The sequence below is a fragment of the Microbacterium sp. Z12_35 genome (assembly GCF_058310475.1).
Genome location: NZ_JBZEGJ010000001.1, coordinates 1595241 through 1612274, shown reverse-complemented (window position 1 = coordinate 1612274; position 17034 = coordinate 1595241). Strand labels below are relative to the sequence as shown.

The following is a 17034-nucleotide window of genomic DNA, read 5'->3' as shown; positions in this document are numbered from 1 at the left end:
CGGTCGAGTCGCCAGAAAACGTCGGATTTCGAGCGAGAATCCGACGTTTTCTGGCGAGTCGACGGGTCAGCCCGCGTGGACGATCTCCTGCCAGTACGGAGCGATCACGTCGCCGCTCACGCGCAGGTCCAGGAGCAGGAAGGGGCGCTCCTCAGCAGCCCGCGCCGTCCACGCGGCCAACGCGTCGAGGTCGGCCACGGTCCGGACCACGACGCCCTCGGCACCGAAGCCGGCGGCCACGGCCGCGAAGTCGACCTCGGGGATCAGCATCGGCTCGCGTGCGAGGCCCTTGAGCCCGTAGTTGTTGACCTCCGCGCCGTACTGCGCGTCGTTCCACACCACCGCGACGCCTCGGCCGCCGGCCACGCGGATGGCCGTCTCGAGGTCGGCGAGGGCCATGAGGCCGCCCCCGTCACCCGTGGTGAGCACGATCGTCGAGTCGGGTCGGGCGACAGCGGCGCCAGGGACGCTCGGGAACCCCAGCCCGATGGACTGGTAGGCGGTGCCGACCATGATCATCCGGTCGGGGGATGCCACCGGCCAGTACATGTTCGACCAGCCCAGGAAATGCCCGCCGTCCGAGACGATCACGCGGTCTTCGGGCAGGAGTTCGGCGATGCGTGCGGCCGCGGCGCGCGGGTCCATCCGCCCGTCAGGACCGACCGTGCCACCGCTCTCCTGCTTCCGGGCCGCCGCGACATCCACGCTCTCGCGCCAGCTCGACGGGCGGACGCCTCGGTCGCGCATCCGCCGGAGGATCTCGCCGGCGACCTCGGAGGCGTCGCCGCGGACGAAGCCGCCGACATTCGGATGCGTCGCCGTCGGGGCGAGATCGATCTGGAAGACGCGCGTGCCCGGGCCGAACAGGTCGCCGAACCGCATCGTGAACTGGTTCAGCGCGGCCCCGAAAACAACGACGACATCCGCCTCCCGGACGAGGGACATCGCCCCCGGCGCGCCGAATCCGCCGGCCACCCCCAGGTCGAACCGGTCATCGGGGAAGAGGCCGCGCCCGAGCGCCGTCGTGGTGGTGAGCGCCCCGGACGCCTCCGCCAGTTCGCCCAGCACGGCGCCCGCACCGGCCAGCCACGCGCCGCGGCCACCCAGCAACACCGGCCGCTCGGCCGCGGCCAGAGCGTCCGCGATCGCGTCGATGACCGAGTCGGCGAACGCCGTCCGAGGCGGGACGAACGCCGCCGGTTCCGGTTCGATGTCCGTGGGAACAGGACCGGCGTCGCGCGTTGCGAGGTCGTAGGGGATCGCCAGCACGACGGGCACGCGGTAGGAGTAGGCGTGCTCGAGCGCGATCGTCACGGTGGCCGCCGCATCCCGGTGCCCGACGCTGTAGGTGCGTGCGCCGACGCCGTCGGCCAGCGCGATCTGGTCGACGCCCCACGGGCGCGGGCCGGAAGTCGGTTCGTCACCGACGAGCAGCACGAGAGGCGTGCGGGCCTGCACCGCTTCGGCGAGAGCCGTGAGGGTGTTGGTGAACCCGGCGCCGTAGGTGGCCGTCGCCGCGGCGATGCGACCGGATGCGCGGTAGTACGCGTCCGCGGCTGCGACGCCTGCGGCCTCATGCCGGACGGCGACGAAGCTCGCGGGGGTGTCGCGCTCGAGCGCGTCGAGGAAGTACGCATTGCCGTTTCCCATGACGCCGAACACGGCGTCGATGCGGCGGGCGAGGGTGGCGGCGACGTGGGCGGAGACGGAGGGCATGGCGAAGCCTTTCGAGACAGGGACGGATCGGGCCGTATGTGTCTCGCGCACTCCTGCCGGAGCGGGCTGCGTGCCCCTTTTTCGGGCACCGGCGGCAACTCGGCGCCGGACGGTCGCCAGTATAAGGCGGACGGGTTACGCCGCCCCACCCCTCGCGAGCGAGCGCGCCTGCGCTCGCCCTGCGGGCTACCTCGGCGCTGGATCCTGTACGCGGCGTATATCGGCGCACCGGCCGGGCCGCAGGAGAATGGTGAGGAACTTTCGATCCAGGAGGACGAACATGAGCGAGTCACGCGAGGAAGTACTGCTGGCGACCGTGCCGGACGGCCTGTTCATCGGCGGGCAGTGGCGGGCGGCCGAGGGCGGCAAGACGTTGAACGTCTCCGACCCGTCGACGGGCAACGTCATCCGCTCGATCGCCGACGCGTCAGTAGCCGACGGCCAGGCTGCGATGGATGCTGCCGCCGACGCCTTCCCCGCCTGGGCGGCCACGCCGGTGCGCGAGCGCGCCGACATCCTCCGGCGGGCCTTCGACCTGCTGCAGGCCCGCAAGGAGGACGTCGCCCTGGTCATGACGCTGGAGATGGGCAAGCCCCTCGCGGAGGCGCGCGGGGAGATCGCGTACGGCGGCGAGTTCCTGCGGTGGTTCAGCGAAGAGGCAGCCCACGTGTCCGGCCGCTACGGCGCGAACCCCGAGGGCACCGGTCGCATGATCGTGACGCAGCATCCCGTCGGACCGGCGTTCCTCATCACACCGTGGAACTTCCCGCTCGCGATGGCGACCCGCAAGATCGCTCCGGCGCTCGCCGCCGGCTGCACCGTCGTCATCAAGCCCGCCTCGCTGACGCCGCTGACGACGCTGTTCTTCGTGAAGCTGCTGGAGGAGGCCGGGGTTCCCGCCGGTGTCGTCAACGTGGTGACCACGACCTCGTCGGGCGCCGTGTCCGAGCGCATCATCCGCGACCCGCGCCTGCGCAAGCTCTCCTTCACCGGCTCCACGCCCGTGGGACAGGGTCTGCTCAAGCAGGCGTCGGAGAACGTGCTGCGCACCTCGATGGAGCTCGGCGGCAACGCGCCGTTCGTCGTCTTCGACGACGCCGACCTCGACAAGGCGGTGGATGGCGCCATGCTCGCGAAGTTCCGCAACATCGGCCAGGCGTGCACCGCCGCCAATCGCTTCATCGTGCACCGCTCGGTCGTGGAGGAATTCACCCGCCGTGTCACCGAGCGGGTCAAGGATCTGCGGATCGGCCGCGGCACGGAGGAGGGCGTGGCGATCGGCCCGCTCATCGACGACCGTGCGGTGGCGAAGGCCACGCAGCTGGTCGGCGACGCCGTCGAGCGCGGCGCGACCGTGACGATCGGCGGCTCGGCGGTCGACGGTCCCGGCACGTTCTACGAACCCACCGTGGTCGCGGACGTGCAGCCGGGCAGCGAAATCCTGCGCGAGGAGATCTTCGGGCCCGTTCTCGCCATCGTGCCGTTCGACACCGAAGACGATGCCGTCCGCATCGCGAACGACACGGAGTACGGCCTGGTCTCCTACGTGTTCACCGAGAACCTCGCCCGTGGCCAGCGCATGATCGAGCGGCTGGAGACGGGGATGATGGGCCTCAATGTGGGTGTGGTGTCCAACGCCGCGGCGCCTTTCGGCGGCTGGAAGCTCTCCGGCCTCGGCCGCGAGGGCGGAGCCGAGGGCATCCACGAGTACCTCCAGACGAAGTACACCCTCACGGCGAACCCGTTCGCCTGAGCGCAGCACCGCGCCCACGCCGCACGGCGGATGTCACAGCATCCGCCGTGCGGCGTTTCGGTGTCATCCCTCTACGGCATCTCGCACCGTGACGGCCGCCCGGCGCAGTCGCTCGGCGAGGGCTGCCGGGTCGGCCCCATCACCGACGTAGATGACCGCGATGGCCGCGGGAGCGTGTCCGCGGAGGGGGAGCGGGACGGCCACGGCCCGCACCGTGGGGATCACTTCGTCGGAGCTGACGGCGAATCCGCGCCCGCGGATCGCCCCGACGTCGGCGGTGAGCTTCGGCGTTCGCTCGACCGGCCACTGCTCATCCGGCAGCATGGCGAGGAGCGCCTTTCCGGTCGCGCCCACGGAGACCGGATGCTGGGTTCCCGGGCGTCGCGCCATGGACGCGATCACCCCGCGCGGCTCGACGGACGTCAGCGTGACGCATTGGCTGCCGTCGAGGACACCGAGGAAGGCCGTCATGCCGAGCTCGTTGGCCACCGCGGTCAGCTCCGGCAGAGCGGCGGACTGCACGTCGGGCGAGACGCCGGCCGCCAGGGCCGCCAGGCGCACGCCCAGTGCCACCCGGCCGGCGTCATCGCGGGTGACCAGGCCGTGGTCCTCGAGCGTGCGCACGAGGCGGTAGGCGATCGAGCGGTGCACGTCGATCGCCCGCGCGATCTCGTCCGTGGTGAGGGGCGCCGGCGCCTCGGCCAGCGCCTCCAGGATGCGGATCCCACGACTCAGCGTCTGGGACGGCGGAGCGGTCCGGCTCTCCACGGCGGGTGCGGGCATGGCGGGTCCTTCGGTCGAGGCGGGCTATACGCATCCCGCACGAGGGGGTAACCTCAACTGATCCATAATCGAATCACACGTTCGATAATAGGACAAGCTTCCTCGGGGTGCAGCCTCGACAATGCCGTCAGGGAAGGAAATCAACGATGCAGTTCCACCACCACGGGTACGTTTCCGGTGACCCACGTCTGCTCGCAGCGGCGGGTACGGGCGTGGATCGGCCGGACGATCTTCCCGACACGACGGATGTGCTCATCGTCGGTTCGGGTCCTGCGGGGATGCTGCTGGCCGCGCAGCTGTCGATGTTCCCGAGCATCACCACCCGCCTGGTCGAGCGGCGGCCGGGGCGGCTGGAGATCGGCCAGGCCGACGGCATCCAGGCGCGCAGCGTCGAGACGTTCCAGGCCTTCGGGTTCGCCGAGCGCATCGTGGCTGAGGCGTACTGGCTCACGGCGATGAACTTCTGGGCACCCGACCCGAGCAACCCTTCGCACATCATGCGCGCTCAGCGCACGAAAGACGACGAGCACGGCATCAGCGAGTTCAAGCACCTCATCGTCAACCAGGCCCGCGTCCTGGACTACTTCGCGGAGTTCGCGGCGAACGGCCCGGCGCGTGTGCGCCCCGACTACGGGTGGGAGTTCGTCTCACTCGAGGTCGGCAGCGAGGGTGACCACCCGGTGGCCGTGACGCTCCGCCGCTCCGACGGAACGCACGAGGGTGAGGAGCGCGTCGTGCACGCGAAGTACGTCGTCGGGTGCGACGGCGCCCGCAGCCGCGTGCGCGAGGCCATCGGCCGCAAGCACATCGGCGAGCACGCGAAGCACGCCTGGGGCGTCATGGACGTGCTCGCTACGACCGATTTCCCCGATATCCGCACGAAGTGCGCGATCCAGTCGGCGGGCGATGGCAGCATCCTGCTCATTCCGCGGGAAGGCGGCTTCCTGTTCCGGATGTACGTCGACCTCGGTGAGGTACCCGAGGGTGACAACGGCGCCGTGCGCAGGACGAGCCTCGAGCAGATCGTCGCCAAGGCGAACCGCATCATGAGCCCGTACACGCTGGAAGTGCGCGACGTCGCGTGGCACAGCGTCTACGAGGTCGGACACCGGGTCACCGACAAGTTCGACGACGTGCCGGTCGAGCTGACAGGGCAGCGCGACCCGCGCGTGTTCATCTGCGGGGACGCGTGCCACACGCACAGCGCGAAGGCCGGCCAGGGGATGAACGTCTCCATGCAGGACGGGTTCAACCTCGGGTGGAAGCTCGCGCAGGTGCTCGAAGGGCGGAGCCCCGCATCCCTGCTCGGGACCTACTCGAACGAGCGGCAGGTCATCGCGCAGAACCTCATCGACTTCGACCGCGAGTGGTCGTCGATGATGGCCCGGAAGCCCGAGGACTTCGACAGCCCCGATGCACTGGCGAAGTTCTACGTCGACACCGCGGAGTTCCCCGCCGGCTTCATGACACAGTACGCGCCGTCCATCCTCGTCGCCACTGACGAGCACCAGTCGCTCGCGACCGGATTTCCGATCGGCAAGCGCTTCAAGTCGGCCCCTGCGATGCGGATCGGCGACGCCAATCCCGTGCATCTCGGCCATCACCACCGCGCCGACGGTCGCTGGCGCGTGTACGCCTTCGGGGACGCTGCCGCCCCCGGCGAGGCCTCGCCCCTCGGTGAGTGGGCCGAGTGGCTGGCGACGTCCCCCGAGTCACCGGTGGTGCGATTCACTCCGGCCGGCGCGGATGTCGACGGCGTCTTCGACGTGAAGGTGATCTACCAGCAGGCCCTCGACGGGGTGGAGATGGGCGACGTCCCCGAGATCTTCCTCCCGCGCGTCGGCCCTTTCGGCGTGATCGACTACGAGAAGGTCTATGCCGTCGATCCCGACAGCGGTGACATCTTCGACGAGCGGGGCATTGATCGCGGCGGGTGCGTCGTGGTGGTGCGCCCCGACCAGTACGTCGCTGCGGTCCTGCCGCTGACCGCCCGCGACGAACTCACGCGGTTCTTCGCGGGGAACATGCTCGTGCAGAGCCCCGCGCCCGTCGCTGCGGCGGGCTGAGCCTCCGGACATTCCGGACCGCTCGTGTCCGCGGGACACGGCACACTGTGCCTATGAGTTCTGCGGTCCTCGAGCGCCGGCTCCGCTCGCACCGCCTGTCGGCACCGACGGCGTCGGTGGTGGAAGCGGCGGATCATATGCTCGCCGTGCAGGCCCAGGAGTTCTGGGGTGGCCGGTGGGCGCTCGGGGTCCGCGCGCGCGGCACCCCGACGATCCGCGCCGTCGACGCGGCGTTCGAGCGGGGCGACGTCGTGCGCGCGTGGCCGATGCGCGGCACGCTGCACATCGTCCCCGCGCGCGATCTGGCGTGGATGCTGTCGATCACGGGTGAGCGGCAGCTACGACAGGCCGCTCCCCGGCACCGCGACCTCGGGCTTGATGCGGGCGACTTCACGCGAGCCGAAGCTCTGGCACGCAGGGCCCTCGCCGGCGGCGGCAGGCTCACCCGGGCGGACTTCACCGCGATGCTGGCCACCGGAGGCATCGATCCCGCCGGTCAGCGCGGCATCCATGTGCTGCACGTGCTCGCACTCCGGGGGGTGATCGTGTCGGGGCCGGTGGTGCCCCGCGCCGGCGGACCGTCCCGCGAGCAGTACGTCGTGCTGGCCGACGAGTGGATCCGTGATCCCCGGACACCCGCAGACCCGCTCGCCGAGCTGGCGGCGCGTTTCGTCGCCTCGCACGGTCCGGCCGGCGCGCGTGACCTCGCGTGGTGGACCGGGCTACCTGTCGGCATCGCCCGCACGGCGATGGCGCGGGCGGCGGGACGCATCGTCGCTCTCGAGGACGGCCCGGATGCGCCCCACGTCACGGTCGGATCGGCACCGCGGCGGGCAGCATCCGCGCCTCGCGTGCTGGCACTTCCGCCGTTCGAGGAGTACTACCTCTCCTACGCCGACCGCACCGTGCCGTGCGCCCCGGAGTTCCTCGACGCCGTCGGGCCGAGCAAGAACGGCATCGTCCGGCCGATCCTGGTCGACGAGGGGCGGGTCGTGGGTGTGTGGACGCACTCCCTCGCGGTCGGCCGCCACGACGAGGACCCGCTGCCGGAGCTCTTCGCCCCGACCGATCCGGATCAGGTCGCGGCGGCGCTCGCCCGCTATGCCGCATTCGTCACCGGGTGAGCATCACCCGCTGAGCACCACCGGCACGCAGGGTGCGTGAATGCGGTTGGCTCGTCAGCCGGCGTGGCGTTCCAGGAACTCGAAGACCTCGTTGTCGTCGACGCCGGGGAAGTCGCCCCGGGGGAGCGGGGAGAACATGTGCATGTGCACCCGGGCGCTCGGCCAGGCCTTGCCGCCCCACCGTGCGGCCACCTCGGCCGGTGGCCGGCGGCAGCATGACTCGTCCGGGCAGTGGGACTCCGCCCGCTGCTGGGTCTCACGTCCGCGGAACCACTTCGCATCGTCGAAGGGCACGCCCACGGTGATCGAGAAATCACCGTCCGACGTCGACCCCGTCTGCGTCGAGCACCAGAACGTGCCCGCGGGGGTATCGGTGTACTGGTAATGCTCGGTGGTGCGGTTCTGCTCCGAGAATGCCCGGCGGGCGGAGAACCGGCGGCACGCGACCTGGCCCTCCACCGAACCGGTGACATCGGTGGGAAGCGGCAGGTCGTCGTTCTCGTAGACGCGGGAAATGGCGCCCGACCCGTCCACGCGCAGGAAGTGGAGCCGGATCCCCAGGTGCTCGGTCGCGAGGTTGGTGAGCCGCATCCCCGCCGCCTCGTGGGTGACGCCGAACGCGTCGCGGAAGTCCTCCACGGCGAGGTTCCGGTCTTTCTTGGCCTGTTGGAGGAAGGCGACCGCGTTCGTCTCGGGCATGAGGCAGCACGCGGCGAAGTAGTTGATCTCCAGTCGCTGCTGAAGGAAATCGGCGTAGTCGTTGGGGCGTTCGTGGCCCAGGATGCGGTGGGCCATCGCCTGCAGCGCCATCGAGCGCAGGCCGTGGCCACCGGGGATCGAGGCGGGGGGCAGGTAGATGCGGCCGTTCTCGAGGTCGGTGACCGAGCGTGCGGAGTGCGGCAGGTCGTTGACGTAGATGAGCTCGAAGCCCAGCTGCTCGGCCATGATGCCGACCGTCCGGTGGGTGAGGGCGCCCGACACATGCCCCGCCGCCTTCAGCTGCTTCTCGGCGAGACGCTCGATCTCGGGCAGGTAGTTCGCGCTCTCGCGCATGCGCAGTCGCAGCTCGGTGTTCGCCCGGCGGGCTTCCTCGGGAGTCGCGATGGCCTCCCGCTCCCGTCGCTGCAGCTCGCGATGCAGACCGAGGATCGACTCGAGGGTTTCGTCGCTCACACCCTTGGTCACCTTGATAGGCGGAATCCCCAGCTGACGGAACACGGAGCCCGCCTGAGCGCGCTCCAGCTCGATCTCCAGGGCGGCGCGACGGTTCGGCGGCTCCGTGGAGAGGAGATCGGAAACTTCGGTGCCGGTGGCGCGCGCGATCTCCTGCAGCAGGGAGAGCTTCGGCTCGCGCTTCCCGTTCTCGATGAGGCTCAGCTGACTGCCCGCCACGCCGACGAGGGCACCGAGCTCATCGAGGGTGAGCCCGGAGGCAAGGCGGTGATGGCGGATGCGGTGACCGAGGGTGGTCAGCTCGATCGCGGGAGGGGCCATTCCTTGATGTTAGCGAAAGAATCGCGACTCTTGATGCCACCTTCCCGGGTAAAAGGAGTCCCCAGCGCGCCAAAGTGGAACAAGACACCCGTTCTGAACATGAAGGAGCGTCCATGGCTCTCGCCGAAATCCACACCAGCCGTCCGACCGCGGTCCGCGCATCCGACGGAGCACTGCGTCGCTTCGGAAAGCGCCCCGACGTGCGCGGCGCCGGCATGGACGCCCTCGTGGCGTGGGTGGACGAGATCGCCGCGCTCACTCAGCCCGACCGCATCCACTGGGTCGATGGGTCGCGTGCGGAGAACGAGGCCCTGCTGCGCCAGATGGTGGACGAAGGCAAGCTGCTCAAGCTCAACCCGGAATGGCGGCCGGGCTCGTACCTGGCGCGCTCGCACCCCGGCGACGTGGCGCGACTGGAGTCGCGGACCTACATCGCCTCCGAGCTCGAAGAAGATGCCGGCCCGACCAACAACTGGATCGCGCCCAAGACGATCCGCGGCACCCTCGATGAGGTTTTCGAGGGGTCGATGCGCGGACGCACGATGTACGTCGTGCCGTTCTCGATGGGCGCCGTGGGCGGCCCCCTCTCGCACATCGGCGTGCAGGTCACCGACAGCGCGTACGCGGTCACCTCGATCGGCGTCATGACCCGCGTCGGACCCGACGTGCTGCGTCGCATCGCGGAGGGCGACCCGTGGGTGAAGACCGTGCACTCGGTCGGCGCTCCGCTGGCGCCGGGCGAGACCGACGTCTCGTGGCCGTGCAACGACGAGAAGTACATCGTCCACTTCCCCGACACTCTCGAGGTCTGGTCGTTCGGCTCCGGATACGGCGGCAACGCGATCCTCGCCAAGAAGTGTTTCGCACTGCGCATCGCGTCGGTGATCGGCCGCGACGAGGGATGGCTCGCCGAGCACATGCTGCTCATCCGCGTCATCGACCCCGCCGGTCGTGCGTACCATGTCGCCGCAGCGTTCCCGTCGGCGTGCGGCAAGACCAACCTCGCGATGCTCCGCCCCACCATCCCCGGCTGGCGCGTCGAGACGCTCGGCGACGACATCGCCTGGATCCGTCCAGGACAGGATGGACGCCTCTGGGCGATCAACCCCGAGGCCGGGTTCTTCGGTGTGGCGCCCGGCACGGGCGAGTCGACCAACGTGACCGCGGTGGAGACGCTGTGGGGCAACACCATCTTCACCAACGTCGCGTTGCGCCCCGACGGCGACGTGTGGTGGGAGGGTCTGACCGACGACGTCCCGCCGCACCTGACCGACTGGGAGGGCAACGCGTGGACGCCCGACAGTGGTCGCCCCGCCGCGCACCCCAACTCCCGGTTCACCGTGGCTGCCGCGCAGTGCCCGCAGATCGCGACCGACTGGGATTCTCCGGAGGGCGTGCCGCTGGATGTCATCTTGTTCGGCGGCCGTCGGGCCACCAACGTCCCGCTCGTGGTGGAGGCCACGGACTGGACGCACGGCGTCTTCCTGGGCTCGACGATCTCGTCCGAGAAGACCGCTGCCGCCGAGGGAACCGTCGGCGAGCTGCGTCGTGACCCGTTCGCGATGCTGCCGTTCTGCGGCTACAACATGGCCGACTACTTCGGCCACTGGCTGAAGGTCGGGCAGCAGCTGCGGTTCGACCGCGCCCCGCGGATCTTCCAGGTGAACTGGTTCCGCAAGGGCGCCGACGGCCGGTTCCTGTGGCCCGGATTCGGGGAGAACTCTCGCGTGATCGACTGGATCATCCGACGCATCGACGGAGGCGCCGGCGCGGTGGAGACACCGATCGGCCGCATCCCGCGCGTGCAGGACCTGAACCTTCATGGCCTGGACATCCCGCAGGCCGACCTCGATGAGCTCTTCGCGGTCGACCCGGATTCGTGGCTGCAGGAGGCCGACCTCACCGAGGAGTTCTACGCGACCTTCGGCACCCGCATCCCCGCCCCGCTCAAGGCCGAGCTGGCGTCGCTGCGCTACCGCCTGAAGGCCGCGAAGGCCGCGCAAGCCTGAGGCTCGCCGCATCCGCCGAGAAACAACATCCCGGCCGAGAAACAACGCATCGCGTGCTGTCTCGGCCGGGATGTTGTTTCTCGCGCCGGGGGGACGCGGTCTAGGACTGCGTGGGGGCGAGCTCGAGGCCGAGTTGGCGCATCCACTCGACGTTGTCGTACGCCACCCACTCCTCGGCCAGCTTGCCGTCGGCGTCATAGCGGAACATGTTGATCAGCGACAGCGTGACCGTCTTGCCGTGCGGCTGGACGGTGCCGAACGGGGTGGCGAACGGCGCGGTGAATGTGCCTCCCATCTCGGTGCGGCAGCCGATGAAGTCGCCGGCGGAGACGATCTCGTAGCGCTCGCAGTAGTAGCCGCTGAAAGATTGGCGCATCTGAGCGAAGGAGGCCTCCAGTTCCGCGAACTCCGCGTCGCCGTCCGGGCCGTGGAACTGGAAGTCCGAGCTGAAGTAGGCCCGCAGCGCTTCAGGGTTCTCCTGGGCGATGGCTTTCCGGCCGACGTTGACGAGGGCGCGGGAGCGCTCGTCGTAGCGCGTGTCGTCGGGCTCGATGAACTGGGACATGGTGGCATCCTCCGAATCACTCGTCGGCGGGTCTGGTGACCGACACGGTCATAACCTAGAAGCTGGAGTTCACTCCAGGTCAAGGCGTCCGCGCCGTGCGCCGCGCCGACTCGTCGACGGGGCAGGATGCGAGACGCCGAGGAAGGCGTCGTCCCTCCGATCGCTGACGAACAGCTCGCACGCGGTTCCCCGCTGGAGCGCTTCGCTGTAGACCTGGACCTTGAAGGAGATCAGATCGAGCGCGTCCTGCAACTCGGCCATCTTCCGGCGGACATCGGCTTCGTGCCGCCGGAGCATCTCCAGCCGCTCCGCCTCGTTGCCGGATCCGGCGCGTACGAGCGCGGCGTACTCGGCGACGCGGGCCAGCGGCATCCCGGAATCGCGCAACCGACGACACACGCCGATCCACTCCACGTCCTCCTCGGTGAACATCCGGCGTCCTGCGGAGCTCCGCTCCACGGTGGGCAGGAGATTCTCCCGCTCGTAGAAGCGGAGAGTGTCGGCGCTGAGCCCGGTTCGGCGGCTGACCTCGCCAATGCTCAGAAGATGCTGGGTCACGGTGACGTGCTCCTCTCGGGCCTGCGTCGGGTCACACCAGCAGCTGGTGCCGGGCGAGGTCGCGGTACAGGGGGGTGGATGCGACGAGCTCCGAGTGCGTCCCCGCACCCACGACCTGCCCGGAGTCCAGCACCACGATGAGGTCGCTGTCGACCACCGTCGACAGCCGGTGCGCGATCACCAGGAGCGTGCGCCCGGTCGCGACCGCATCGATCGCGTCCCGCATGCGCTGTTCGTTGAGCCCGTCGAGCGATGACGTGGACTCGTCCAGCAGCAGCACCGGGGGAGCGGCGAGCAGGGCGCGGGCGATCGCCAGGCGCTGGCGCTCCCCGCCGGAGAGCATGACGCCGTCTTCGCCGACGGGCGCATCCACCCCGAGCGGACTGCGTTCGAGCACGTCGCCGAGGTTCACCGCACGCAGCACGCTCTCGCATTCCGCGTCGGTCGCGTCCGGGGAGGCGAGCCGCAGGTTGTCCGCGATGGAGCCGGCCAGGGTCGGCGCGTCCTGCTCGACGTATCCGAAGCGCGCGCGCAGCGCGTCACGCTCCAGCTGCCGCGCGTCGACGCCGTCGACGAGGATCTCGCCGCCGGTCGGGTCGTAGAAGCGCTCCACGAGGGAGAGGATCGTGCTCTTGCCGGCTCCGGAGGGCCCGACCAGCGCCACCCGCGCGCCGCGCGGGACGGCGAAGGACACCCCGCGGAGGACGTCGCGATCGGCGTCGTCCGCGGCGGCGACCTCGTCGGCGGCACGTTCCAGGTGCGCCTGCTCCAACACTGCTCGTGCCTCTTTCGCGGCGGCTTCGCGGGCCTGGACCACGTGCGCGGGGTAGTGGAAACGCACGTCGCGGAACTCGATCGCCGGAGCGCCCGGATCCGGACGCGCGGCGGCGTCGGGCCGGTCATCGTCGGTCTCGGTGGGCAGGTCGAGGATCTCCTGGATGCGGCCGAGTGCGCCGAGCGCCTGGCTCACCGACGTGATGGCGCCCAGGGTCGAGCCCAGGGGAGCGATCAGGAGGAAGAGGAACATGATGAACGTGATGAGTCCGGCGATCTCCAGCGCGCCGGACGCGACGCGGAATCCGCCCACCCCCAGCACGACCAGGAGCGACACCTGCAGCGCGATGCCGGCGACCGGCACGACGAGCGCCGACACCTTCGCGATGCGCACGCCCACCCCGTAAGCCTCGGTCGCCAGTTCCGTCACCGAGGTCGTCTCGCGCTCCGTCGCGCCCGCCGCCCGCACGGTGCGGATGGAACCGACCGCGCGCTCGACGGCAGAGGCCAGCTCGCCGACCTTGACCTGCTGCTCGGTCGACGCCGTGCGGATGCGGCCGCTGAGGAGCACGACGGTGAGCACGGAGAGCCCGAGAACGAGCACGATGAGCGCCAGCAGCACGGGGTCTATCAGCGCCATGGCAATGAGCGCGCCGAGGAAGATGAGCACGTTACCCACCGCATCCGCGAGCCCCTGCGTGAGTACCGCATACAGCAGGGTCGTATCGGTGCCGACGCGGGAGACGAGGTCGCCGGTGCGGCGCGCGTCGAACTCGCTGATCGGGAGGTGCAGGATGCGGCCGATGAGTCGCCGCCGGCTGGAGTAGACGACGGCCGTGCCGGTGCGCTGGAGCAGGTAGTGCTGGTAGCCCGAGATCACCGATGACAGCACCACGAGCCCCACGACGAGCCAGATGAGCGCACCGAGGTCGAGCCCCTCCTGCACCCGCGCGATCACCTGACCGACCAAGAGCGGCTGCGCGAGCGTGGCGCCCGCGCCCAGAACGCTGAGGATCGCCACGACGACGAGCACACGACGGTGTTCGAGGAGGAACGGCAGGAGCTGCCGCAGGGTCGCGCGCGGACCCTCGGGCTGCGCGCGGCGGCCGCGGCGCGCGCGGGCGGGGGTTGAGGTCGACATAGGTGGTTCCTCATTCGGGTGGGTTACTTTCGACCGTACTTCTTGTGCACGGCCTGTTTGGTCACGCCGAGGGCTGCGGCGATGGCCTGCCAGGAGAATCCCTGGTGGCGGGCGCGGCGCACCTGCACTTCTTCTGCCCGTGCGAGCTCGCGGCGCACCTCGGCGAGGCGGTGCAGCTCGGCGATCGGCTCGGGGTCGGGCAGCGCCCCCAGTGCGGTGCGGATCTCGTTCCCGGTCATGGATTCCTCCTGCTCGCGGTCAACCGTAGTTGACGGCCAGGGCAAAGTCAATCAAGGTTGACAGTCTCGCCCCTCAGCCCACGACGACGATCATCGGTGTCGACGGCGGTGGATAGGGTGGTCCGGTGCCAGAAGCGGTGATCCACGCCAGCAACCTCGTCAAGGCGTACAAGGTGAAGGGCAAACCCGATTTCCTCGCGGTCGATGGGTTGTCCTTCGACGTCGCCCCGGGCGAGTCGTTCGGGCTGCTCGGACCCAACGGTGCCGGCAAGTCGACGACCATGAAGATGATCGGCGCTGTCTCCACGCGCACCAGCGGAGACCTCAGCATCCTCGGTCTCGATCCCGATCGCCATGGCCCGGAGATCCGCTCGCGGCTGGGGGTCGTGCCGCAGCAGGACAACCTCGACGGGGAACTGAACGCCCGGGAGAACCTCTACATCTACGGGCGCTACTTCGGCCTCCCCGGCAAGGTGTGCGCACAGAAGGCGGATGAGCTCCTCGCCTTCGCGCAGCTCGAAGACAAGGCCAAGAGCAAGGTCGACCAGCTCTCCGGCGGAATGAAGCGGCGGCTGACGATCGCGCGCGGTCTGATCAACGATCCGCGCATCCTGCTGCTGGACGAACCCACCACGGGACTCGACCCGCAGGCGCGCCATGTGCTGTGGGACCGACTGTTCCGCTTGAAGGAGCAGGGCACCACCCTCGTGCTGACGACGCACTACATGGATGAGGCGGAGCAGCTGTGCGATCGGCTCGTCGTCGTCGACAAGGGCCGCATCATGGCCGAAGGCACCCCGGCATCCCTCATCCGCGAGCACTCCAGCCGTGAGGTGCTCGAGGTGCGTTTCGGCTCGGAGCGCAATGAGCAGGCCGCCGCGGAGGTCCAGGGCATCGGCGACCGTGTCGAGGTGCTCCCCGACCGCGTGCTGATCTACGCGTCCGACGGTGAGGCCGCCCTCGAGCGCGTCACCGCCCTCGGCCTCCAGCCGATCACCTCGCTCGTCCGTCGATCGAGCCTGGAGGATGTGTTCCTGCGACTCACGGGAAGGTCGCTGATCGAATGACCCTGAGCCAGGCGCCCGGCGCGGGGGACGCGCGCCTCCACCCCTCGCTCGACGAGCTACGCGCCGAAGCCCTCGAGTGGGGGCGCAAGCCGCGTGCTCGGGGCTCGTGGTACGTCACCGAGCACATGGTGCGCGCGATGCGCGCGTACGGCTGGACGATCATCTTCGGCGCGCTGGGGCAGCCCATCCTCTACCTGCTGGGCCTCGGCGTGGGCCTTGCCGCCCTCATCCAGAGCGACATCGACGACGGCGGACAGCCGGTGCCCTATCTCGTCTTCATCGCACCCGCGCTGCTCATGACGGCTGCGATCGGCGTGGCGTCCGAGGAGTTCACCTACCCCGTCATGGCGGGGTTCAAGTGGCGCCGGTACTTCTACGGATTCAACGCGTCGCCGCTGTCGTCACCGCAGATCGCCAACGGGGTCATTCTCGGCGCCTCGGCCCGGATGTTCATCGCCGTCGCTGCGTACTACATCTTCATCTGGGTCTTCGGTGCGGTGCCGAACCCGGCCACGGGGTGGATCTCCATCGCGGTCGGCGTGCTGGCCGGCGTGAGCTTCGGCATCCCGCTCATGGCCTACGCCGCGTCGATCGAAGACGACAAGGGTCAGTTCGCGCTGGTCCAGCGCTTCATCTTCGTCCCGATGTTCCTCTTCTCCGGAACGTTCTATCCGCTGGCGAGCCTGCCGGATTGGCTGCAGTGGATCGGCTGGATCTCACCCCTGTGGCACGCGACCGAGTTCGGCCGGATGCTCACGTACGGCCCTCTCGAGCCGGCTGTAGCCACCCTCCATGTGGCGTACCTGCTGATCCTCGCCGTCGTCGGCTACGTGCTCGGCCGTCGCATCTTCGAACGGAGGCTGGCGAAGTGACGGCGGTTCTCGCGCCCGAAACCGGACGCCGCGGCGTCCGCGCCCTGTGGGCCGGCAATCCCCAGGCGGTCGTGCAGCGAGGGCTGCTCGCCGCCCGCTCGTCGAGCTGGATCGTCGTGCTCTCCGGCTTCTTCGAGCCGGTCTTCTACCTCGCGTCGATGGGCATCGGTCTCGGCTCCCTCGTCGGCGACGTGCAGACTTCCGCGGGTGTCGACGTACCCTACGCCGCGTTCATCGCGCCGGCGCTGCTGGCCGTGTCGGCGATGAACGGCGCCATCTACGACTCCACGTGGAACGTCTTCTTCAAGCTCAACTACGGCAAGCTCTACGAGGGGATGCTGTCTACTTCGCTCGGCCCTCTGGACGTCGCGCTCGGGGAGATCCTCTACGCGCTGCTGCGGGGGCTCCTCTACGCGACCGGCTTCATGATCATCATGCAAATCCTGGGCCTGAACCTCGCGCCGACCGCGATCCTGGCCCTGCCCGCGGTGCTGCTCATCGCCTTCGGGTTCGCGAGCGTCGGTATGGCGATCACCAGCTACATGAAGACGTTCCAGCACATGGACTGGATCACCTTCGTGCTGTTGCCCATGTTCCTCTTCTCGGCGACGTTCTACCCGATCACGGTGTACCCGCAGGTCGTGCAGTGGATCGTGCAGGCCCTGCCGCTGTGGCACGGGGTCGAGCTCATCCGCGGATTCACGACCGGAGCTCTCAATGCCGGGATGCTCTGGCACGTCCTCTATTACGTCGTGATGATCGCGGTCGGCCTGGTCTTCACGACCAAGCGGCTGCGCGCTCTCTTCCTGGACTGAACCCCCTACGACGACGGATGCCGCGGAGCCGAAGCCCCGCGGCATCCGCATGTCTGCC

Annotated in this window: 14 protein-coding genes; 7 read left to right on the top strand and 7 right to left on the bottom strand. The window is 69.4% G+C overall.

All coding sequences use genetic code 11. The features are described 5' to 3' along the window. Positions 1–66: 66 nt before the first annotated feature. Positions 67–1716, bottom strand: a complete 1650-nt coding sequence (locus AC4FS1_RS07915; protein ID WP_491153967.1) for a thiamine pyrophosphate-binding protein — start codon at positions 1714–1716, stop codon at positions 67–69. 280 nt (positions 1717–1996) lie between these two features. On the opposite strand from AC4FS1_RS07915, the gene AC4FS1_RS07910 reads away from it, so the two are divergent. Beyond that, positions 1997–3469, top strand: a complete 1473-nt coding sequence (locus AC4FS1_RS07910) for an NAD-dependent succinate-semialdehyde dehydrogenase (RefSeq protein WP_491153966.1) — start codon at positions 1997–1999, stop codon at positions 3467–3469. 63 nt (positions 3470–3532) lie between these two features. Here the strand turns inward: AC4FS1_RS07910 and AC4FS1_RS07905 are convergent, their stop codons facing one another. After that, positions 3533–4252: an IclR family transcriptional regulator gene (locus AC4FS1_RS07905; protein ID WP_491153964.1), complete on the bottom strand. Its 720-nt coding sequence runs from the start codon at positions 4250–4252 to the stop codon at positions 3533–3535. A gap of 146 nt (positions 4253–4398) precedes the next feature. On the opposite strand from AC4FS1_RS07905, the gene AC4FS1_RS07900 reads away from it, so the two are divergent. After that, entirely contained in the window at positions 4399–6318 is a 1920-nt protein-coding gene (locus tag AC4FS1_RS07900) for an FAD-binding monooxygenase (RefSeq protein ID WP_491153963.1), read from the top strand. Between the two features lie 53 nt (positions 6319–6371). Continuing rightward, a complete protein-coding gene (locus AC4FS1_RS07895) occupies positions 6372–7442 on the top strand; it encodes a winged helix DNA-binding domain-containing protein (RefSeq protein ID WP_491153961.1) in 1071 nt (356 codons plus the stop codon). Positions 7443–7496: 54 nt separating this feature from the next. Here the strand turns inward: AC4FS1_RS07895 and AC4FS1_RS07890 are convergent, their stop codons facing one another. After that, positions 7497–8936, bottom strand: a complete 1440-nt coding sequence (locus tag AC4FS1_RS07890) for a helix-turn-helix domain-containing protein (protein WP_491153959.1) — start codon at positions 8934–8936, stop codon at positions 7497–7499. Positions 8937–9049: 113 nt separating this feature from the next. Between AC4FS1_RS07890 and AC4FS1_RS07885 the strand changes: the two genes are divergently transcribed. Beyond that, the gene (locus AC4FS1_RS07885) at positions 9050–10945 is read left to right on the top strand and encodes a phosphoenolpyruvate carboxykinase (GTP) (protein WP_491153957.1); all 1896 of its coding nucleotides are present in this window, start codon (positions 9050–9052) and stop codon (positions 10943–10945) included. 100 nt (positions 10946–11045) lie between these two features. Here the strand turns inward: AC4FS1_RS07885 and AC4FS1_RS07880 are convergent, their stop codons facing one another. The 4 genes from AC4FS1_RS07880 to AC4FS1_RS07865 form a co-directional block, all read right to left on the bottom strand. Next, on the bottom strand, positions 11046–11510 hold the full coding sequence (locus AC4FS1_RS07880) for an ester cyclase (RefSeq protein WP_491153955.1): 465 nt from the start codon (positions 11508–11510) through the stop codon (positions 11046–11048). 69 nt (positions 11511–11579) lie between these two features. Continuing rightward, positions 11580–12068 carry a MerR family transcriptional regulator gene (locus tag AC4FS1_RS07875; protein WP_491153953.1) on the bottom strand — a complete coding sequence of 163 codons (489 nt, stop codon included), beginning with the start codon at positions 12066–12068 and terminating at the stop codon, positions 11580–11582. Between the two features lie 31 nt (positions 12069–12099). Then, a complete protein-coding gene (locus AC4FS1_RS07870) occupies positions 12100–13983 on the bottom strand; it encodes an ABC transporter ATP-binding protein (RefSeq protein WP_491153951.1) in 1884 nt (627 codons plus the stop codon). 23 nt (positions 13984–14006) lie between these two features. Then, positions 14007–14222, bottom strand: coding sequence for an AsnC family protein (locus tag AC4FS1_RS07865; protein WP_491153949.1), 216 nt, complete (start codon positions 14220–14222; stop codon positions 14007–14009). 125 nt (positions 14223–14347) lie between these two features. Between AC4FS1_RS07865 and AC4FS1_RS07860 the strand changes: the two genes are divergently transcribed. The 3 genes from AC4FS1_RS07860 to AC4FS1_RS07850 are packed head-to-tail and all read left to right on the top strand — an operon-like array spanning position 14348 to position 16976. After that, positions 14348–15289 (top strand): ABC transporter ATP-binding protein, encoded by a 942-nt coding sequence (locus AC4FS1_RS07860; RefSeq protein ID WP_491153947.1) that lies wholly within the window; start codon positions 14348–14350, stop codon positions 15287–15289. Then, positions 15286–16161 carry an ABC transporter permease gene (locus AC4FS1_RS07855; protein ID WP_491153946.1) on the top strand — a complete coding sequence of 292 codons (876 nt, stop codon included), beginning with the start codon at positions 15286–15288 and terminating at the stop codon, positions 16159–16161. Before AC4FS1_RS07860 ends, AC4FS1_RS07855 begins: the two co-directional genes overlap by 4 nt. Beyond that, positions 16158–16976, top strand: coding sequence for an ABC transporter permease (locus tag AC4FS1_RS07850; RefSeq protein ID WP_491153944.1), 819 nt, complete (start codon positions 16158–16160; stop codon positions 16974–16976). Before AC4FS1_RS07855 ends, AC4FS1_RS07850 begins: the two co-directional genes overlap by 4 nt. Positions 16977–17034: the final 58 nt, after the last annotated feature.